This is a genomic window from Vibrio sp. St2 (assembly GCF_947311885.1).
Lineage (GTDB): Bacteria > Pseudomonadota > Gammaproteobacteria > Enterobacterales > Vibrionaceae > Vibrio > Vibrio coralliilyticus.
The window spans coordinates 15518-36557 of the sequence record NZ_CAMZNA010000004.1 but is presented as its reverse complement, the minus strand read 5'-3'; the positions used below and the strand labels follow the sequence as shown (position 1 = coordinate 36557).

Sequence of the window (21040 nt, the reverse complement as noted above, 5' to 3'; positions counted from 1 at the left end):
GGCTATGACAGCAATTACACTAGCCGAACTGGCTTCAATTACTGGCGGGAAATTACATGGTGACGCCGACGCAGTGGTGACCATGGTAGCGCCTATGGATAGAGCGATGGAAGGTCATGTTACTTTCCTATCTAATCCTAAATACGCTAAGCACCTTGCTGACTGTCAGGCGACCGTGGTAATGGTTAAGGATGCGCAGCGTGAGTTGTGCGCTGGTAATGTTCTGGTGGTTGACGATCCTTACATCGCTTTTGCTAAAGTGACACAAGCTTTGGATACCACGCCACTACCGGCCAATGAGATAGCGCCGTCTGCGGTTATCGCCGATGATGCTCAGCTTGGCAACAATGTTTCCATTGGCGCGAACGCTGTGATTGAGTCGGGTGTTCAACTGGCTGACAACGTTGTGATTGGCGCTGGCTGTTTTATCGGTAAAAAGGCTCAAATTGGTGCAAATACCAAATTGTGGTCGAATATCAGTATCTATCACGATGTTGTAATTGGTTCTGATTGTCTTATCCAAGCGAACACAGTGATTGGCGCAGACGGATTTGGTTACGCGAATGATAAAGGTGAGTGGGTTAAAATCCCTCAACTGGGTACGGTGCGTATTGGCAATCGCGTTGAAATTGGTTCTTGTACAACGATAGACCGTGGTGCTTTAGACGATACTGTGATTGAAGACAATGTGATCATTGACAACCAAATGCAGATCGCTCACAACGTACACATCGGATATGGTTCAGCTTTAGCTGGTGGTACGATTGTCGCCGGCAGTACTACAATCGGCAAATACTGCATTATCGGTGGTGGTACTGTTATCAATGGCCATATCGAAATTGCCGATGGCGTCACTATTACCGGTATGGGAATGGTCATGCGCGGCATTAAAGAAAAGGGTATGTACTCTTCCGGTATCCCACTGCAGCCAAATAAAGAGTGGCGTAAGACTGCAACTCGGGTTCATCGAATTGATGAGATGAACAAGCGTCTTAAGGCGGTTGAAAAACAGCTGGATCAGGGCGAAGACTCTTAATCTGATTCTGAATAAAAAGACTCGCGATGTGCGGGTCTTTTTTTCTGACTGATTATGTGGACTCAATACAACAACATCGCAGTGCGTACTTAGCATATTGGGATGACTTGGGTATAATGCCTGCCAGTTAATTTAGCATTCAAGATAGGAATATGACTTTGACTACTGAAAACAAAACGATGAACATCACTGAAATCCAGGAACTGTTACCACATCGCTACCCATTCTTGCTGATCGATCGTGTTATCGATTTCCAAGAAGAAAAATACCTTAAGGCGATCAAAAACGTTTCAGTGAATGAGCCTCAGTTTACAGGTCATTTCCCTCAACTGCCGGTTTTTCCAGGTGTTCTGATCTTGGAAGCGATGGCTCAGGCTACGGGTCTACTAGCATTTAAATCGTTTGGTGCGCCTTCTGAAAATGAGCTGTACTACTTTGCAAGTGTTGATGGTGCGAAGTTCCGCAAACCAGTAACACCAGGCGATCAACTGGTTATTGAAGTAGAATTCATTAAAGAGCGTCGTGGTATTGCAGCGTTTAACGGTGTTGCGAAAGTAGACGGCGAAGTTGTGTGTTCTGCAGAGCTTAAGTGTGCTCGTCGAGAGTTTTAATATGATTCATGAAACAGCTCAGGTGCACCCTTCTTCAGTGATTGAAGGGGATGTGAAAATTGCCGCTAACGTGACCGTTGGTCCTTTTACCTATATTTCAGGCAAAATTGAAATTGGTGAAGGCACAGAAATTATGTCGCATGTGGTTATTAAAGGCCATACCACGATTGGTAAAGATAACCGTATTTTCCCGCATGCCGTGATTGGTGAAGAAAACCAAGATAAGAAATACGGTGGTGAAGATACAACGGTTGTGATTGGCGACCGAAACGTGATTCGTGAAGCTGTGCAGATCCACCGTGGTACCGTACAAGACAAGGCGACCACAGTTATTGGTGATGACAATTTATTGTGTGTTAATGCACACATTGCTCACGATGTGATTGTTGGTAACCACACTCATGTTGGTAACAACGCTATCTTAGGTGGTCATGTGACAGTTGAAGACCATGCCGGTGTGATGGCACTGTCTGCGATTCACCCTTTCTGTAAAGTGGGCGCATTCAGCTATATCGGTGGCTGTTCAGCGGTAGTGAAAGATGTTCCGCCATATGTGCTTGCTCAAGGTAACCATGCGACACCATTTGGGTTGAATTTGGTGGGCTTGCAGCGTAATGGCTTTGAAAAGAGTGAACTGCGCGCATTACGCAACGCTTATAAAGAATTCTATCGAGCGGGCAAAACACAGGCTGAGGCCAAAGAAGTTTTGCTGGAAATGGCACAACAGTGGCCATCCATTAAGCACTTTATTGATTTCGTAGAAAGTTCAGAGCGTGGCGTTATTCGCTAACTGTTACTGAGTCCAAATTGAAAAGATCGCGGCCCTAGGTTGCGGTCTTTTTGTGTTTTTGAGGTTAGGGATTATGGATAACAAAAAGCCACTTCGCGTTGGTATCATTGCCGGGGAGCTGTCTGGCGATACCTTAGGTGAAGGTTTTATCAAAGCCGTTAAGCAACAGTATCCAAATGCGGAGTTTGTAGGTATTGGTGGTCCGAAAATGATCGCCCAGGGTTGTGAGTCTCTGTTTGATATGGAAGAGCTTGCAGTTATGGGGCTTGTGGAAGTGCTAGGCAGGCTCCCTCGCTTACTGAAAGTCAAAGCTGAGTTGGTTCGCTATTTCACCGAAAATCCACCAGATGTCTTTGTCGGAATTGATGCACCAGACTTTAACCTGCGCCTTGAACTTGACCTTAAAAAAGCGGGAATCAAAACCGTGCATTACGTCAGTCCTTCCGTCTGGGCATGGCGTCAAAAACGTATTTTTAAGATTGAAGCGGCTACTAACTTGGTGCTGGCTTTTCTGCCATTTGAAAAAGCGTTTTATGATAAATATCAGGTGCCATGCGAATTTATTGGCCATACCTTAGCTGATGCGATTCCTCTAGAATCTCCAAAAGCGCCGGCCCGTGAGCTGCTAGGTCTTGAGCAAAATAAAAAGTGGCTCGCTGTTCTACCCGGGAGTCGTGGTAGTGAATTAAAAATGCTGGCTGCCCCTTTTATTGAAACGTGTCGTCGTTTGCATCTTAAACATCCGGATATAGGTTTTGTCGTCGCCTTGGTCAATCAAAAACGCCGTGAGCAATTTGAACAAGTCTGGCAGGAACTGGCTCCAGAATTAGATTTCAAATTGGTCAATGATACTGCCCGAAATGTGATCACTGCTTCTGATGCGGTAATGCTGGCATCAGGTACAGTGGCATTGGAGTGTATGCTGATTAAGCGGCCAATGGTGGTGGGTTACCGGGTGAATGCTGTGACTGCGTTTATTGCTCGCCAAATGCTCAAAACTAAATACGTTTCTTTACCCAATATTCTTGCTGATCAAGAGCTGGTCAAAGAGTTGTTGCAAGAAGACTGTACGCCTGAAAACTTAGAGATCGAAGTTGAAAAGCTGCTTGGTGAACAAGGGCAGTGCATGATTGAGAAGTTTACAGAAATGCATCACTGGATTCGAAAAGATGCAGATAAACAAGCCGCCAAAGCCGTATTGAACCTGATAGGTAAATAGCCATCATGACAAAAGAAAAAAAAGAACTGCCACCATTCGAATACCCACAAGGGTATCGCTTGATTGCCGGTGTGGATGAAGTGGGGCGTGGTCCGCTGGTCGGTGATGTGGTGACTGCGGCCGTGATTTTGGACCCGAATAACCCTATCGAAGGTCTCAATGATTCGAAAAAATTGACCGAGAAGAAGAGACTTGCATTACTGCCAGAGATTAAAGAGAAAGCACTCGCTTGGTCTGTTGGGCGCTGCTCTCCGGAGGAAATTGATCAGCTCAATATTCTCCAAGCAACCATGGTCGCGATGCAACGAGCGATAGCAGGGCTGGAGGTTACGCCTGACTTTGCACTCATCGATGGAAACCGCGTACCTCAGCTCAATATGGATGCTCAGGCGGTGGTTAAAGGTGATATGCGCGTCGCAGAGATCAGTGCAGCTTCGATTATTGCTAAGGTGGTGCGCGATCAAGAGATGGAAGAGCTCGACAAGCTTCATCCTCAATTTGGTTTTGCAAAGCATAAAGGCTATCCAACCAAAGCCCATTTTGAGGCCATTGAGCAACATGGCGTGATTGATCAGCACCGTAAGAGCTTCAAACCAGTCAAAAAAGCCTTGGGTTTAGATTAGAAACCCTCACTGACTGGGGTATATCTAAGATTTTATATCACGTAAAATACCCCAGTAACCTCCCCGAATAAGCAAAACTGCGGAATCATTGATGTCAGATCCTAAATTTATTCACCTAAAAGTTCACAGTGACTTTTCCATGGTCGATGGCCTATCGAAAGTGCCTCCTTTGGTTAAGAAAGTGGCTGAAATGGGAATGCCAGCCATGGCATTAACTGATTTCACCAACTTATGTGGTTTGGTGAAGTTTTATGGAACGGCTCATGGGTGTGGCGTGAAGCCAATTATTGGCGCTGATTTTGCGATGCAGTCAGAAGAGTTTGGTGAAGAGTTGACTAAACTCACCGTGCTGGCAGCAGACAATGAAGGGTATAAAAACCTAACCTTGTTGATCTCTAAAGCGTATCTGCGCGGCCATGTTCAGCATCAACCTGTTATTGATAAACAATGGCTAGCTGAGTTGTCTGCAGGGCTGATTGTTCTATCAGGGGCAAAAAGTGGAGAGATTGGTAAAGCGTTACTGAAGGGGAACCATAAAGTTGCTCAAAACTGCGCGGATTTTTATCATCAACACTTTGCCGACCGATTTTTCCTAGAGCTGACGCGTACAGGGCGAGCAGATGAAGAAACTTATCTTCACTTTGCTTTGGACTTTGCAGAGAAAGAGCAACTGCCTGTTGTCGCTACGAACGATGTTGTGATTCTAGATGAAACGACGTTTGAGGCGCACGAGATTCGTGTGGCGATCCATGATGGTTACACGCTAGAAGATCCTCGCCGCCCTAAAAACTACAGTGCTCAGCAATATTTACGTAGCGAAGAAGAGATGTGCGAGTTGTTCGCCGATATCCCTGAAGCGCTGGAAAATAGTGTTGAAATTGCTAAGCGTTGTAATGTGACGGTACGTTTGGGCGAGTACTTCCTGCCTGCATTCCCGACAGAGGGGATGGAGGAAACCGAATTTCTGGTTAAAAAGTCAGAGGAAGGCCTTGAAGAGCGCTTAGAATTTCTGTTTCCCGACGAAGAAGAGCGAGCAAAGCGACGTCCTGAGTACGATGAGCGTCTAAAAGTCGAATTGGAAGTTATTAATAATATGGGCTTCCCAGGCTACTTCCTGATCGTAATGGAGTTCATTCAGTGGTCGAAGGATAATGATATTCCTGTAGGGCCTGGGCGTGGTTCGGGCGCCGGTTCATTGGTGGCTTATGCATTGCAAATCACCGACCTCGACCCGTTGGAATACGATCTGCTCTTCGAGCGCTTCCTCAACCCAGAACGTGTCTCCATGCCCGACTTCGATGTCGACTTCTGTATGGATAAGCGTGACCAAGTAATTGACCACGTTGCAGAAATGTATGGCCGTGATGCGGTATCTCAGATCATCACTTTCGGTACCATGGCCGCGAAAGCGGTAATTCGTGACGTAGGACGTGTACTAGGCCACCCATTTGGCTTTGTTGACCGTATTTCAAAACTGGTGCCGCCTGATCCGGGAATGACTTTGGAAAAGGCATTCAAAGCGGAGCCAGCGCTACCTGAACTGTACGAAGCTGACGAAGAAGTGAAAGAGCTTATCGATATGTGTCGCATCCTTGAAGGGTGTACACGTAACGCCGGTAAGCACGCGGGTGGTGTTGTAATCTCGCCAACCACCATTACTGACTTTGCGCCAATTTATGCCGATGCAGAAGGTCACTTCCCGGTTACTCAGTTCGATAAGAACGATGTAGAAACTGCTGGTCTGGTCAAGTTTGACTTCCTAGGTCTACGTACCTTAACCATCATCGACTGGGCTCTTGGTCTGATTAACCCACGCCTTGAGCGTGAAGGCAAAGCTCCAGTTCGCATCGAATCGATTCCATTGGATGATGCGGCATCATTCCGATTGTTACAAAACTCGGAAACGACCGCGGTATTCCAGCTCGAATCGCGCGGTATGAAAGAACTGATCAAACGCCTGCAACCGGACTGTTTTGAAGACATCATCGCATTGGTGGCGCTGTTCCGCCCGGGTCCTCTACAGTCGGGCATGGTAGATAACTTTATCGACCGTAAGCATGGTCGAGAAGCGATCTCGTACCCAGATGAAAAGTGGCAACATGAATCGCTAAAAGAAATCCTCGATCCGACTTACGGCATTATCCTCTATCAGGAGCAGGTAATGCAGATCGCACAGGTATTGTCTGGCTACACCCTTGGTGGCGCGGACATGCTTCGTCGTGCGATGGGTAAGAAAAAACCAGAGGAAATGGCTAAGCAGCGTGCGACCTTCGAAGATGGTGCGGTAAAGAACGGCGTCGACGGCGAGTTGGCGATGAAAATCTTCGACTTGGTAGAAAAGTTCGCAGGCTACGGTTTCAACAAATCACACTCCGCCGCCTATGCATTGGTGTCTTACCAAACACTGTGGCTGAAGATGCATTACCCAGCCGAGTTCATGGCTGCTGTAATGACCGCCGATATGGACAACACCGAAAAAGTGGTTGGTCTGGTAGACGAATGTTTCCGTATGAAGCTCAAGGTGCTTCCGCCGGATATCAACGCTGGCTTGTACCGTTTTAACGTCGATGAAAACGGTGCGATCGTATACGGTATTGGGGCGATCAAGGGGGTTGGTGAAGGTCCGATTGAAGCCATTCTAGAAGCGCGCAACAAAGATGGCCACTTTAAAGACTTGTTCGATTTCTGTGCTCGTATTGATCTTAAGAAAGTGAACAAACGCGTGATAGAGAAGCTCATTTATGCAGGGGCGCTTGACCGACTTGGTCCGCACCGAGCGGCGATGATGGCATCACTTAATGATGCGGTAAAAGCTGCCAGCCAATACCACCAAGCGGAAGCGTTTGGTCAAAGTGACTTGTTTGGTGTTTTGACCGAAGCGCCGGAAGAAGTTGAACACAAATATACCAAGGTACCTGCTTGGCCAGAAAAAGTTTGGCTGGAAGGAGAACGTGATACACTTGGCTTATATTTGACCGGGCACCCAATAAATGCCTACATAAAGGAACTTGGTAAGTACACCAGTTGTCGACTAAAAGATGCGACACCAACAAGACGTGATCAGAGTGTCACGGTTGCAGGTCTGGTGATTGCGGCTCGAGTAATGACAACCAAGCGCGGTACTCGTATTGGTATCATGACCTTGGATGACCGTAGCGGTCGTATGGAAGTCATGTTGTTCTCCGATGCGCTTGATCGCTACGCTGAATTGCTCGAACAAGACAAAATTTTGGTCGTTTCTGGACAGGTCAGCTTTGATGATTTCAATGGTGGTCTTAAAATGTCCGCGCGCGAGGTTATGGATCTCGGCACGGCGCGTGAAAAATATGCCCGTGGCTTATCGGTGTCCATTGAACAATCTCAAATCGATGAGCAATTTTTTGAGCGCTTTAGTAAGATACTGGAGCCTTACAAGGCAGGAACGGTTCCTGTCCATATATACTACCAACGCAGTGACGCGCGAGCGCGCTTAACGTTAGGTACCGAATGGCGTGTGACGCCTAGTGACGAATTAATAGACAATTTGAAACAACTGCTTGGTAAGAGCCAGGTAGAACTCGAATTTAACTAAGTTCGGCAGTCGAATGCCGAATCAGAAAGGATCTATAGATGAGCCTGAACTTTTTAGAATTTGAAAAGCCTATCGCAGAACTTGAAGCTAAGATTGAAGCACTTCGTGGTGTTTCTCGTCACGGTGGTGACTCTGGCGTTGATCTGGACAAAGAGATCGAACAGCTAGAAAAGAAAAGCTTAGAACTTAAGAAGAAAACGTTCAGCGACCTTGGCGCGTGGGAAACAGCTCAGATGGCTCGTCACCCGCTACGCCCATACACGCTTGATTACATTGAGCACGTTTTTACTGAATTCGAAGAACTAGCCGGTGATCGTGCTTACGCTGACGACAAAGCGATTGTTGGCGGTATGGCTCGTCTTGATGGCCGCCCTGTTATGATCATTGGCCACCAGAAAGGTCGTGAGACGAAAGAGAAAGTGAAACGTAACTTTGGTATGCCAAAGCCAGAAGGTTACCGTAAAGCGCTTCGCTTGATGGAAACGGCTGAGCGTTTCAACATGCCAATCATCACTTTCATCGATACTGCAGGTGCATACCCAGGTGTTGGTGCTGAAGAACGTGGTCAGTCGGAAGCGATTGCGAAAAACCTTAAAGTAATGGCTGGTCTAAAAGTGCCTGTTATTTGTAACGTGGTAGGCGAAGGTGGTTCTGGTGGTGCACTAGCTATTGGCGTAGGCGACTACGTGAACATGCTGCAATACTCGACTTATTCTGTTATCTCACCTGAAGGTTGTGCTTCAATCCTTTGGCGCGATTCAGACAAAGCGCCACAAGCAGCGGAAGCGATGGGACTGATTGCTCCACGTTTGAAAGAGCTAGAACTGATCGATGAAATCATCGAAGAGCCTTTAGGCGGTGCGCATCGTGATCACATCCAAATGGCTGCTAATATGAAAGCGACTTTGGTCAAGCAGCTTGATGAGCTACAACATTTTGACAATGATGCTCTGCTTGAACGCCGTTACCAGCGCTTAATGAGCTACGGTTACTGTTGATCGCTCAAGATTAAAAAATAAAGGCTGAACTTAGGTTCAGCCTTTTTTGTTATGGGTGGTAAACTAGCAGCATTGAAAACTCTCTTCTTTGTGTATGAATTTATATCAGACATTTTCTTCTGTCATTGACCAACACAGGCAGCCTGGAGGTAAGTTAGTGCTTGCTTTGAGTGGTGGTCTGGATTCCAGAGTCCTGCTGTCACTAATGGTGAGATACTGCCGTGAGCATCAGCAAGACGGGCTAGCAGTACACGTCCATCATGGCTTAAGCAGTAATGCCGATGATTGGGCCGAGCAGTGTAAGCAGTGGTGCTCAGAAGACTGTATTCCTTTTAACCTTGAGAGAGTGACGCTGGAAAAAAGCGGAGAAAGCATTGAAGAAAGCGCACGAGAGGCTCGCTATCAGGCTCTAAGTAAGTATGTTTCCAAGGGAGATATACTGCTTACGGGGCAGCATAGCGACGATCAGTTTGAGACATTCTTGCTGGCATTGAAACGCGGCAGTGGGCCCAAGGGGCTATCTGCTATGGCTCAGGCTATGCCTTTTGGTGAAGCCCTGCTTGTTCGGCCATTGCTAGCAGTAAGCCGATCAGATGTAAAAGCCTATGCAGTAGCTGAACAATTGCAGTGGGTTGAAGATGAAAGTAACCAAGACACGCGATTTGATCGCAACTTCATTCGCCATCAGGTAGCGCCTGTCATCTCGCAACGTTGGCCGCATTTCTCTCAGGCCGTGCAGCGCAGTGCCGAGTTGTGTGCTGAGCAAGAGCAACTTCTTGATCAATTATTGACTGAGCGCTTAGCAGAGGTGCTGCATCAAGATGGCAGCTTATGGATTGAGCCTTTGCAGAAGATGACGCCCTTGATGCGAGCTCGCTTACTCAGGATGTGGCTCTCTCATCATCAGGCACGCATGCCCAGCCGTGAGCAACTGAACAAGGTGTGGCAGGAAGTAGCGCTCAGTCGTCAAGATGCCAACCCTGCACTCTCCATATCGGGTGGTCAAGTTCGCCGCTTTGAACAGCGCTTGTATCTGGTTGAGCAGTGGCAAGAACTGTCTGGCTGGCAGCGGGATATTACCATTGGTACAGCGTTGAACTTGCCTGACTCATTGGGCTCTTTATTACTCCAATCTAGTCATAATGGGCAGCTTTCAAAAGCTGCACTTGAAGCCGCACCATTATCCGTTACGTTTGAGCCTCAAGGCTTGAGCGCGAAGCCTACTGATCGCAACCATAGCCGAAAATTGAAAAAATTGTTTCAGGAATATGGAGTGCCGAGTTGGTTGAGGCGCCGCGTGCCGATTTTAATGTGTGGGGAGCGGGTTGCCGCTGTAGCCGATTTATTTGTTGATCATCACTTTGCAGGCCAAGACTGTGAACTTGTCTGGGACAAGCCAGTACCAGTTGTGTCAAAATTGTATACATAAAGACACATAAATAAAATGGAATTATAAGGAAGAGCAATGAAAAAAATCGCTATTGGACTAGTAGTCGGAATGAGTCTGTTTGCTGGACAAGCTATGGCAGCAGGTGATGTCGCAGCCGGAAAAGCAAAAGCGGCGGTATGTGCCGCGTGTCACGGCGCAGATGGTGTCGCTGTTATTCCAGGTTACCCTAACCTGAAAGGCCAAAACGAACAGTACATTGTGACGTCAATTAATGCCTACAAAAACAAAGAACGTAACGGTGGATTAGCTGCTGTTATGCAGGCACAAGCTGCAGCGTTAAGTGATGCGGATGTGGCTAATTTAGCGGCGTACTACGCGAGTCTAAAGTAAGTCATTGACAATAGTATTTGGCCCGAGCATAAAAAGCTCGGGCTTTTTATTGCCTGTTTATCATGGGATAATGAGACAAATTGCTGAAGTTTAAGGGATGAACATGAAAAAAATCGAAGCCATTATTAAGCCATTTAAATTGGATGACGTTCGTGAAGCATTGGCGGAAGTTGGTATTACGGGCATGACGGTTTCTGAAGTGAAAGGCTTTGGTCGTCAAAAAGGGCATACAGAGCTGTACCGTGGTGCAGAATACATGGTGGATTTCTTACCTAAGGTTAAGCTTGAGATTGTTGTGACGGACGATGTTGCAGAGCAATGTGTCGATACCATTGTTGAGACGGCTCAAACCGGTAAGATTGGCGACGGCAAAATCTTTATCACTGATATTGAGCGTATTGTTCGTATTCGTACTGGTGAAGAAGACGAAGACGCAATCTAATCCGATTCTCTTAAAAGAGCCGCAAGGCTCTTTTTTCTTAATGGTAGTTCCAAGTGAAAAAAAAGCGCCTGCTGATCTTACCTATTGTTGCTATCGCTGCCGTGGTTGGTAGTTTCCAACTGATTTTTTCTCTTCCTAAGCAGCCTCAACTATCGACTATTTCCCAGTCAGGGGAAGATGTGTCGGTGCGTTGTGCACATGCTTCTCAGGTGGAATCCATTGACAACGATGGTGACATAAATTTGCTCGTTTGGAATATATATAAACAAAATCGCGATAATTGGTCGCAAGAGTTAACCAAGCATTCTGACGACAAACAGTTGGTTTTGCTCCAAGAAGCCAGTATGACGCCCGAGCTCAAGGAGTGGATGAAACAGCAGCTTTGGTTTGGTAATCAAGTGGATGCGTTTAAAGCGTTTGAACGCAGTGCAGGGGTGCTGAATTTATCTAAGTCTCTTCCGAAACTTGCTTGCGCTTACACTGAGCTTGAACCTTGGCTGCGCTTACCTAAATCTGCTATTTATGCCACGTACCCTTTATCTGATGGTCAGGTGCTGTCGGTTGTCAATATCCATGCGGTGAACTTTACCTATGGTACGGATGAGTATCAGAGGCAGCTTGGTACATTGGTTGATGAGCTGAGCAAGCATCAAGGGCCGATTATCGTCGCCGGTGATTTTAATAGTTGGAGTGCAGATAGGATGGCGGTAATGAGAAGCGCACTGGACACGCTTGGAGTGAAAGAGGTGAGCTATCGCCCTGATCATCGTACTCAATTTATAACCGGATTGCCGCTCGATCATGTTTTTTATCGAGGATTAACCCTGATAAAAGCAGAGGCGCCGGAATCCGACGCCTCTGACCATAATCCTCTTAAGGTCATGTTTCGTTTAGCTGATGACGATATATAGCGCCCAGATAATGTAATACGCCACCCATGGTAGCGCTGAAATTACCAACGCTTGACCACGTTCGAATTCCGTCCAAGTTCCGACAGCAGCATAGCCTAAAGCGATATACCAAGGTAAGAGCAGCGGGAATGAACTGGCAAATTGTGACCACTCATTGGTCAACGGCAGTTTCAACAGGCCATTGAGGCTATTGAGATCCGCCGCATACACCATTACCTGACCATGCTTGAGAAGCAGGCTGACGTAACTCGCCAGATCGCCAATGATCGCTGGAAACACGACGACAGTGCTTGCGGCAAACCAGCGCCAGAAGCCATGTTGGTGCTGACTGGGTTTGGTGGCTAAATTGAACCAGAACGCCAACATCACAATAGTTAACGTTCGGCCTGCTACGTCGCTGATGATCTCACTGGCCATCAGAGTGTTCGCATCAAGCAGCTCCAATTGTTTCGGGTTGGTTTGTGCGAGCTGAGCAGACAAGCCCTGTCGCAGCCACTCAAAATCGACAACATCAAAGTAGGCGCCCCAAAAGAGAAATGGGGACAACATCAACACGATATAGGTTTGCCAGCCCCAAGCACCACGTTGGTAAAGTGCGAGGAAACAAGCGCTGGGTGAGCGAAATACGTCAACCAGCATCACGAGAGGGTTTGAAGAAGGCGTCATACACTCACCTTAGTTACATCGACATAGAGTTTTAGCTTTTGACCAGGCTGTAGATATTTCTTTTTGCTTAGCCCGTTCCACTTCACGATGTCATTAGATTTCACTTTAAATTTGTTGGCGATGCCGCTGATGGTATCGCCAGATTTCACGTTATAGAAAACGGTACGGATGATTGCGCCGTCAGAACTGTTTTTCCAGATAACCAGCTTTTGTCCAACACGTAACGTGTCTCTTGGTCCCATGCCATTCCACTTTGCGAGAGACTGATGGGAGACTTTATTGGCACGCGCGATGCTCCATAAGCTGTCACCTGAGCGTACAGTGTGGGTGAGCTTATACTGACCACGCGATTTGGCCTGAGTTTTTGCCAACCGGTTGGTTGCACTCAGTGTATAGGCCTGATCATCTTTAGTTGATGTCGGGATCATCAAATGCTGGCCGACACGGATGTTGTATCCGTTAAGGTTGTTTGCACTCTGAATGACTTTCGTTGTGGTGTTGTATCGGGTGGCTAATACACTCAAGCTATCGCCAGATTTGACCTTATAACGAACCACTTTCATACCTTTGCCACGGTTTTCCGCCACTTTGGCTTTGAACGTGTTGATTTTCCCAACCGGCAGCAATAGTTGATGTGGGCCATCAGGGGCAGTTGCCCATTGGTTGTATGCGGGGTTTAGGCTCTGTAGCTGCTTGACGCTAATGCCTGCGTAGTTAGCGGCTATCGCTAAATCCAGTTGTTCCTTAGGATCAACCAGTTCTACTACTGGTCGGTTGGCAATGGCAGGTATAGCGATGCCGTATTTATCTTGGTTTGCGATGATATCTGCCAGGGCGAGTAGTTTCGGCACATATCCACTGGTTTCCTTAGGTAGGTCCAGAGAGAAGAAATCGGTTGGCTTACCTAAACGCTTATTCTTGCGAATGGCGCTGGAAACACGGCCACCGCCGCTGTTGTATGCAGCGATTGCGTGATTCCAGTTTCCTTCAAAACGCTTATTCAATACTTCTAAATAATCAAGAGCCGCATCTGTAGAGGCGGCAACATCACGACGTCCGTCGTACCAGAAGTTTTGCTTTAATCCGTAATATTTTCCTGTACCGGGAACAAACTGCCATAGACCAGCGGCGCTGCCGTGAGAGTATGCAAAGGCATCAAAGGAGCTTTCAACGATAGGCAGAAGAGCAAGCTCTAGGGGGAGGTCACGTTGTTCAATTTTTTCCGTGATCAGGTAAAGAAACGGCTGGGCACGTTCGGAAACGGTTTTAAGGTGGTTAGGGTGTTTGAGATACCAAGTACGGTAGTAATCCACCATTTTGTCATCGGGAATCGGGAAATCCAATTGCATGGCAATGCGATGCCAAACATCTTCCTGAGATTGAGGTGTTACAACAGTTTTAGATGACTCTACCGACTCTGAAGGTTTGGTGGTCGGTTCTGAAGAAGTTACCGGTGGTGGATTATTGGTCTCCGGAGAAGCAGTTTTATCGCTCTCTGTCTGCTGGGTAAGCTGACATCCTGTTAGTAGCAGTGCTAATACCCAGCTGTGTTTAACTCGCATTTCACAGCCCTTTTTTTATTTGGCTGCTGATAATACTTGTCTAAATATGGAAGTGACAAGTTGCAAAACGTTAAAATTCGTTCTTCCACTCACGTAACGCCGAAAAAATGGCGAGTGAGTCCGTTTGTTGGGTTCGGTTAGCCACAGAACGCATGACGCTTTGCTGGTCTGTGCGCAGAAAAGGGTTAATCCATTTTTCCTTGCGAATGGTGGTCGGCAGAGTCGGTTTGTTTTGCGCTCGCAGGCGATTTACTTCATCACGGTATTGTTGCAGCAGTTCGTTGTCTGGCTCTACCGCAAGAGCAAAAGCGACATTGCTGGCTGTGTATTCATGTGCACAGTAAACTTCGGTTTCCTCGGGTAGGGCAACCAGCTTATTGAGGGAAGTATGCATTTGTTCCATCGTGCCTTCGAATACGCGGCCGCATCCGGCGGAGAACAGAACATCACCACAGAACAGCTTTCCATCACCGACATAGCCAATATGTCCGCGTGTATGTCCTTCTAGGCCCAAAACGAAAAAGATCTCGCCAAACAGCTCGATTTGCTCACCGGCCTCAACTGCGTGGGTCAGTGTTGGCACCGGCTCATTGGCAGGGCCTACCACATCGACGCCCGGAAATTGTCTGACCAACTCTGGAACGCCGCCGATGTGATCATTATGGTGGTGGGTAATTAAGATCGCCTCTAAGCTTAACTCGTGCTGTTTAAGGTACTCCAATACTGGGGCAGCGTCTCCCGGATCGACGACAGCACAACGCTGATCGCTATTTTTAATCAGCCAGATGTAATTGTCGTTAAATGCAGGTATGCTTTTGATATCTAACATAGTTGTCTCTCCGGTTACCAAGAGTGAAGCAGGTTAAGTATGAAGCCAGCACGCAGTACTAAGAAGCTCGAAAAGCCTCATTCATGGTCTCAGCTTAAGAATGGCCAATGGGTCAGTGAATCAATACAAACCCGTGTTGATGAATGGTGCCCAAAACTATTTGGCTATCATATGCTTAAGCTGGGTGGGCTGAGCTGCGAGTTAACCAGCTTTAATTGTAATATTCAACACCAAGTTAACCTTGATATCCAGAACCCTTTGCACAATGTGATTGCAGATGGTTATGACCTTCCGTTTCTTGAAAAAAGTTTCGATGCTGTTGTGATGGCGCACCAGCTGGATTATTGCAATGACCCCCATCGAATGTTGAGAGAAGTCGATCGGGTGATGATCGACGATGGGTATTTGATCATCACTGGGTTTAATCCTATCAGCCTCACTGGTTTGGCGAGTCTGATGCCGTGGCGTAAGAATAACTTGCCTTGGAGTGGGCGTATGTTTACCCCGAATCGTATCCGCGATTGGTTGAGTGTCTTGAACTATCAAGTGATTGAGTGTGACAGCTACGCACTGTTTCCAATGCAGAAATACCGCACTATGTGGACTTGGCTTGAAAACAGTTTAGGGGACTGGGCATCTCCTATGGGTAGCTTGTACTTTATTGTTGCCCGCAAACGTACATATCCTTTAAAGCCTATCAAGCCACATTGGAAGCTAAAACGAAAATTGACGCCGATTGGCGTCAATTACAAAATCTCGAGCAAGCGAAGCAGCTCTAACTAGGCTGATAGCCTGTGTCTTCGTCGGTCGGATTTTCAGCAGCAGCACGGGCGAGCTCATCACACATCTCATTCTCTCGATGACCCGCGTGGCCTTTGACCCAGCGCCAGTCTATTTTATGACGTCCGGTTTCAGCGTCGAGCGCTTTCCATAAATCGGCGTTCTTAACTGGCTTCTTATCGGACGTTTTCCAATCCCGTTTTTTCCAGTTATGGATCCATTGAGTAATGCCTTGTCGAACGTACTGGCTGTCAGTGGTGAGTATGACGTCACAAGGTTCTTTTAATGCTTGCAGTGCGACTATAGTAGCCATCATTTCCATGCGATTGTTCGTGGTTAGGGTATAACCTTTAGCAAGGGTCTTTTCTACTTGTTTGTAGCGTAAAACAATGCCGTATCCGCCGGGGCCCGGATTGCCTAAGCAAGAACCATCTGTGAAAATTTCCACTTGTTTCGTCATGATTTGATACTATTGGGTTAAGCACATTATTGGCATAGTCTGACACACAATTTGTTATGAATACCAGCAACAATTCTAACCACAATCGCATCGTGGTACTCGATACCGAAACCACAGGTATGAACCGTGAAGGCGGGCCTCATTATCAGGGGCACCGTATTATCGAAATCGGTGCGGTGGAAATCATCAACCGTAAACTGACCGGGCGTCATTTTCACGTTTACATCAAACCCGATCGTGAAATTCAGCCTGACGCGGTCGAAGTTCACGGTATCACTGACGAGTTTCTGGTCGACAAACCAGAGTATCAGGATGTTCATAGGGAATTTCTCGAGTTTATTAAAGGCGCTGAATTAGTCGCTCACAACGCGCCCTTCGATACCGGCTTTATGGATTACGAGTTTGGTATGCTCGATCCTACGATTGGTAAAACTGACGATTATTGTAAGGTGACCGATACGCTTGCCATGGCGAAGAAAATCTTCCCCGGCAAACGAAACAACCTTGACGTATTGTGTGACCGCTACGGTATAGATAACTCCCACCGTACCCTCCACGGCGCTTTGCTCGATGCGGAGATACTGGCTGACGTCTACCTGTTAATGACAGGTGGCCAGACATCACTGCAATTTAATCCAGGTAGTGCAGAAGGCAATGTGGGAGGTGAATCAATAAAACGGGCAGCTGGTGGACGAAAATCGCTAAAGGTTATCCGTGCAACGGCCGATGAACTAGAAGCACATCAAAATCGATTGGATCTGGTGGAGAAGAGCGGAAGCTGTCTCTGGCGTCAGTAGGAGAAGGAATGTTGAGGATTTGGTTTGCCCTGCTGGGCTTGTTGGTCAGTACTTTTGGTTATGCTGAGGAATCCTCAATGTCGCTGCTCGACAACCGTTTTCGAGTAGACCCAACCATTAAACAAATTACCTTTGTTATCTATCGTGCGGAGCGCTCACGTCCGGTCGTTCTGGTACGCCCGGATGGTAAAAAGTACTACGCGTGGCGCAGCCCAGACAATGTCCGTTGGTATCAAGAATCGTCCATGGACATTATCTCGATTGACAATCCCATGCCCGGTCCTTGGCAGGCAATAGGCAAAATCACACCTAAGAATAAAATCATCCTTATCTCCCACCTTGAATTGTCGACGGATACCATGCCGACACGGCTATTTCAAAATGAAGAAATTAAATTTACCGCTCGCTTGACGGCGGATGGCAAACCTTTGGTGCTCAGAGACTTCCTTGAACGAGTCAAGCTGATGGTCACTTTTACCAAGTATGTAGAAAACGAAGAGGAACTGATCAAGGAAGCAAGACCAATTCCCTACACGATTGGTGAGTTTGCTGATGATGGCCGTGGGTTGGATGAAGTGGCAGGGGATGGTGTATTTACTGTTTCTTTGAACATATCCCCAGAACCGGGCAAATATCGTGTACGTATTACATCAGGCAATGGTGTGTTCCTCCGTGCTCAGGAGCAGGAAGTGCTGATTTATCCAACACCGATTGAAACCACTTTTATTCAAAGCCGAGAAGAAGGGAAAGATCACCAAGTGGTTTTCTCTGGGGAGCAGGGTATGATTCAGCCGGGCAGTTTGGCAGCCCAGATTGAGCACAAGTCTCCAGATAATAGCGAAATCTCGGCGGCGGAAAGCGCTTCAGAAGAATCAGAAAAAGTGGTACTGACCATCCCTTATAACGGTGAAATCGGCAATTATTCTTGGATGGGTCAGGTGTTTGCGACTGAAATGGGCTCAGGCCGCCCACTGGCGTTTCCAATCAAAGAGCATACTTATAGTGTGCTTGAAGAAATTGATTTTGCAGAGACCCGTCGACTGCAGGAAGAAGAACGCATGATGCAACAGAAGCTGATGGAAGAAATGCGTTTGATTCAAATGCGAGAAGAAAAACGCACTCGAACCTTCATTATGATTGGGGTCGGAAATGTTGTGATGATTATTCTTGGCTTAGCGATTTGGTTTGTGATGCGTAAGTTAAGAGCTAAGAAAGAAATGATGCCTGAAATGCAATTGGAGATGCCGAAGAAATAAGATTCGAGGTTACCTCAAAAAAGGGCTGCCATCTCGGCAGCCCTTTTTAGTGAGTGTGAACTTTACGCCACTTCATCCATCTGAGGTGTTATCTCTAGCGGCTTGGCAGCTAAGTCCTTTGGGTCAAAATCATCCACGTTAATGGCATATAAGCGATGCTCTTCTGCTTTGCGCAGTAGTTGTGCATCCGCAGAATCGATAATGCCTTTTTCTAGACCAATGTCTGCGATTAAGTCGAGACGTAGGAATGGACGTCGTTCGTTGATGGCTTTACAGACTTTCTTAAATACCGGCTCAGCTTCAAGAATGATGTGCAATGCCTCTTCAATCTTACCTGCGGCATTGAACTCGCTCGCCTGGAAGTATTGGTTGCGACCCAATCGATCACGTGTCGCTGACGGTGTTTGAAGAATCTGAGCAACTTGGCTATCAACCTTATCGCTTGGCGCTTTACGCACTCGACCAAATGGCAAGATCATCACGCGTAGCACTTTGCCTAGCCATTTGTTCGGGAAGTTAGCAAGGAATTCATCAATCGCTTCTTCTGTCTGCTTCAGGCTATCTTGTAGTCCCCAGTGGACCAGTGGAAGGTCGTCGGCGATACGGCCATCGCTCTCATAACGTTTGAGTGTTGCTGAGCTGAGGTAAAGCTGGCTGAGAATATCACCCAGACGTGCTGATAAACGCTCTTTACGCTTCAGTGAACCACCTAATACGGCCATTGAAATATCTGACAGGAATGCAATGTTCGCACTGTAGCGGTTAAGCTGCTGGTAGTAGCGAGTAGTAGTGTCTTTGACTGGTGCGGATGAGAAACGACCATCAGTGAGACCTAGCCAGAAGCTGCGTACCAGGTTACTCATTGTGAAGCTGACGTGGCCTGCAAGTGCTGCGTCAAACTTATCTAGTGCATCAGAAGCGTCTGAATAAGCGGCATTCATTTCTTCAAGCACGTAAGGATGGCAACGGATAGCACCTTGACCATAAATGATCATTGAGCGAGTTAAGATGTTTGCCCCTTCAACGGTTACAGCAATAGGCGCACCTTGGTAGCCGCGTGCTAGGAAGTTGGAAGGCCCCATACAGATACCTTTACCACCCACAATGTCCATAGCGTCAATGATGCTCTGCTGACCACGGTGGGTACAGTGGTATTTTACAATCGCGGAGATAACGGAAGGTTTTTCGCCCAAATCAATACCTGCGACAGTTAGGTTACTGGCTGCATCCATGACGTACGCGTTACCGCCCAGACGTGCTAATGGCTCTTCCACACCTTCCATCTGACCGATTGGCTGTTTGAACTGGCGGCGAATACGAGCATAAGCCCCTGTAGCAAGCGCTGCCGTTTTAATACCACCTGTAGAGTTTGAAGGCAGTGTGATACCACGGCCAACTGACAGACATTCAACCAGCATACGCCAGCCTTGGCCAGCCATCTTAGGGCCACCGATGATGAAGTCGAGTGGAACGAACAGGTCTTCACCACGAGTTGGTCCGTTTTGGAAAGGAACGTTCAGTGGAAAATGGCGGTTACCAATCTCAACACCTTTAAGGTGGGTAGGGATAAGAGCACAGGTGATGCCCAGTTCTTCCTGTTCACCAAGTAAGCCTTCAGGGTCACGCAGTTTAAAGGCAAGGCCCAGAACCGTAGCTACAGGCGCTAAGGTAATGTAGCGCTTGTTCCAGGTTAAGCGCATACCTAGGACTTCTTTGCCTTCCCACTTGCCTTTACACACCACGCCGAAGTCAGGAATGGAACCCGCATCAGAACCAGCTTCAGGGCTGGTTAGGGCGAAACAAGGGATTTCTTTACCTTCTGCAAGGCGGGGTAGGTAGTAATCTTTTTGATCTGTCGTACCGTAATGTTGAAGCAATTCACCTGGGCCTAAAGAGTTAGGCACACCAACGGTAGAAGAAAGAACGCCAGAGACGCCGGTCAATTTCTGTAGTACTAAGGACTGGGCATAAGCAGAAAACTCTAAACCACCGTATTTCTTTTTGATGATCATGGCGAAGAATTTGTTGTCTTTGAGGTACTGCCAGACTTCTGGGGGTAAATCAGCCAGTTCGTGCGTCACTTGGTAATCATTCACCATCGCGCAAACCTTGTTTACTGGACCGTCAAGAAACGCTTGTTCCTCGGCAGTGAGCTGAGGGTTTTGAATTGCATGCAGTTTGTTCCAGTCTGGCTTGCCTTTGAAAAGCTCGGCTTCCCACCAAACGGTACCTGCATCGAGAGCTTCTTTTTCCGTTTGCGACATCGCTGGTAAGACTTTTTTAAACAAAGTCAGTGCTTTTTGGCTGATTAGAGATTGGCGAACGGAAGGAATCGCGATTACCGCAGTGGCTGCGATGAAAAGAATCCAGCTGAGTGAGCCTGCGGTGCCAAGTATAGAAAGCACTGCCAGTGTGGCGGTAAGGGCTGCAATCGACTTCACCAGCGAAGTGCGATGGTAGAGACAGATCGCCAGAACTGCAGCAAATCCAAGTATAGAGAGCAAGATGTCCATAGTTAATGTTCCTTGTTCGGCGCTTGATATTCAGATTACGCCGTTATCTAGTAAGAGGTCCAACCAGTTAAAGTGTAATCAAAATATTAAATAAATGTAAAACACAAATGTGTTCAAAAAGTGATCTTGGTAGAGTGAAAGTTCTAAAAATGAAGAGGCGAGCGCTTTTTGATGGTGCAGAAACGGAATAAAGACG

Annotated in this window: 19 protein-coding genes; 14 read left to right on the top strand and 5 right to left on the bottom strand. The window is 47.2% G+C overall.

Annotation, left to right across the window (positions count from 1 at the left end; genetic code table 11):
- Positions 1 to 4 precede the first annotated feature (4 nt).
- The 11 genes from lpxD to QMA41_RS13860 all read left to right on the top strand — a co-directional run bounded on the left by lpxD (position 5) and on the right by QMA41_RS13860 (position 11981).
- Positions 5 to 1036 (top strand): UDP-3-O-(3-hydroxymyristoyl)glucosamine N-acyltransferase, encoded by a 1032-nt coding sequence (gene lpxD, locus QMA41_RS13910; protein ID WP_281629978.1) that lies wholly within the window; start codon positions 5 to 7, stop codon positions 1034 to 1036.
- A 158-nt stretch (positions 1037 to 1194) separates the two neighbouring features.
- Positions 1195 to 1647: a 3-hydroxyacyl-ACP dehydratase FabZ gene (fabZ, locus tag QMA41_RS13905; protein WP_006957902.1), complete on the top strand. Its 453-nt coding sequence runs from the start codon at positions 1195 to 1197 to the stop codon at positions 1645 to 1647.
- 1 nt (position 1648) lies between these two features.
- On the top strand, positions 1649 to 2437 hold the full coding sequence (gene lpxA, locus QMA41_RS13900) for an acyl-ACP--UDP-N-acetylglucosamine O-acyltransferase (protein ID WP_021456394.1): 789 nt from the start codon (positions 1649 to 1651) through the stop codon (positions 2435 to 2437).
- Between the two features lie 73 nt (positions 2438 to 2510).
- Entirely contained in the window at positions 2511 to 3656 is a 1146-nt protein-coding gene (gene lpxB, locus QMA41_RS13895) for a lipid-A-disaccharide synthase (RefSeq protein ID WP_281629977.1), read from the top strand.
- Positions 3657 to 3661: 5 nt separating this feature from the next.
- Positions 3662 to 4279 carry a ribonuclease HII gene (gene rnhB / locus QMA41_RS13890; protein WP_281629976.1) on the top strand — a complete coding sequence of 206 codons (618 nt, stop codon included), beginning with the start codon at positions 3662 to 3664 and terminating at the stop codon, positions 4277 to 4279.
- A 91-nt stretch (positions 4280 to 4370) separates the two neighbouring features.
- On the top strand, positions 4371 to 7850 hold the full coding sequence (gene dnaE / locus QMA41_RS13885; RefSeq protein WP_281629975.1) for a DNA polymerase III subunit alpha: 3480 nt from the start codon (positions 4371 to 4373) through the stop codon (positions 7848 to 7850).
- Between the two features lie 38 nt (positions 7851 to 7888).
- Positions 7889 to 8848, top strand: coding sequence for an acetyl-CoA carboxylase carboxyl transferase subunit alpha (gene accA / locus QMA41_RS13880; RefSeq protein WP_019276455.1), 960 nt, complete (start codon positions 7889 to 7891; stop codon positions 8846 to 8848).
- A 94-nt stretch (positions 8849 to 8942) separates the two neighbouring features.
- Complete coding sequence (gene tilS, locus QMA41_RS13875; protein ID WP_281629974.1) at positions 8943 to 10277, top strand: tRNA lysidine(34) synthetase TilS; 1335 nt, start codon at positions 8943 to 8945, stop codon at positions 10275 to 10277.
- 36 nt (positions 10278 to 10313) lie between these two features.
- Entirely contained in the window at positions 10314 to 10628 is a 315-nt protein-coding gene (locus QMA41_RS13870; RefSeq protein ID WP_006957895.1) for a c-type cytochrome, read from the top strand.
- A gap of 103 nt (positions 10629 to 10731) precedes the next feature.
- Positions 10732 to 11070 carry a nitrogen regulatory protein P-II gene (glnB, locus tag QMA41_RS13865; protein WP_006957894.1) on the top strand — a complete coding sequence of 113 codons (339 nt, stop codon included), beginning with the start codon at positions 10732 to 10734 and terminating at the stop codon, positions 11068 to 11070.
- A gap of 53 nt (positions 11071 to 11123) precedes the next feature.
- On the top strand, positions 11124 to 11981 hold the full coding sequence (locus tag QMA41_RS13860; protein WP_281629973.1) for an endonuclease/exonuclease/phosphatase family protein: 858 nt from the start codon (positions 11124 to 11126) through the stop codon (positions 11979 to 11981).
- Here QMA41_RS13860 and QMA41_RS13855 read toward each other — a convergent pair.
- From QMA41_RS13855 to gloB, 3 genes are all read right to left on the bottom strand, one after another.
- Complete coding sequence (locus QMA41_RS13855) at positions 11961 to 12647, bottom strand: YIP1 family protein (RefSeq protein ID WP_281629972.1); 687 nt, start codon at positions 12645 to 12647, stop codon at positions 11961 to 11963. The two genes, QMA41_RS13860 and QMA41_RS13855, sit on opposite strands and share 21 nt — an antisense overlap.
- Positions 12644 to 14209, bottom strand: coding sequence for a LysM peptidoglycan-binding domain-containing protein (locus tag QMA41_RS13850; protein WP_281629971.1), 1566 nt, complete (start codon positions 14207 to 14209; stop codon positions 12644 to 12646). Before QMA41_RS13850 ends, QMA41_RS13855 begins: the two co-directional genes overlap by 4 nt.
- A gap of 70 nt (positions 14210 to 14279) precedes the next feature.
- A complete protein-coding gene (gene gloB, locus QMA41_RS13845; RefSeq protein ID WP_019276462.1) occupies positions 14280 to 15038 on the bottom strand; it encodes a hydroxyacylglutathione hydrolase in 759 nt (252 codons plus the stop codon).
- Between the two features lie 39 nt (positions 15039 to 15077).
- On the opposite strand from gloB, the gene QMA41_RS13840 reads away from it, so the two are divergent.
- Positions 15078 to 15821, top strand: coding sequence for a class I SAM-dependent methyltransferase (locus QMA41_RS13840; protein WP_006957888.1), 744 nt, complete (start codon positions 15078 to 15080; stop codon positions 15819 to 15821).
- Here QMA41_RS13840 and rnhA read toward each other — a convergent pair.
- Entirely contained in the window at positions 15814 to 16278 is a 465-nt protein-coding gene (gene rnhA, locus QMA41_RS13835; RefSeq protein ID WP_006957886.1) for a ribonuclease HI, read from the bottom strand. The two genes, QMA41_RS13840 and rnhA, sit on opposite strands and share 8 nt — an antisense overlap.
- A gap of 56 nt (positions 16279 to 16334) precedes the next feature.
- Between rnhA and dnaQ the strand changes: the two genes are divergently transcribed.
- Positions 16335 to 17075 (top strand): DNA polymerase III subunit epsilon, encoded by a 741-nt coding sequence (gene dnaQ, locus QMA41_RS13830; protein ID WP_281629970.1) that lies wholly within the window; start codon positions 16335 to 16337, stop codon positions 17073 to 17075.
- Between the two features lie 8 nt (positions 17076 to 17083).
- The gene (locus QMA41_RS13825) at positions 17084 to 18331 is read left to right on the top strand and encodes a TIGR03503 family protein (protein ID WP_171347553.1); all 1248 of its coding nucleotides are present in this window, start codon (positions 17084 to 17086) and stop codon (positions 18329 to 18331) included.
- 62 nt (positions 18332 to 18393) lie between these two features.
- On the opposite strand, the gene fadE is transcribed toward QMA41_RS13825, so the two are convergent.
- Positions 18394 to 20844 carry an acyl-CoA dehydrogenase FadE gene (fadE, locus tag QMA41_RS13820; protein WP_281629969.1) on the bottom strand — a complete coding sequence of 817 codons (2451 nt, stop codon included), beginning with the start codon at positions 20842 to 20844 and terminating at the stop codon, positions 18394 to 18396.
- Positions 20845 to 21040 lie beyond the last annotated feature (196 nt).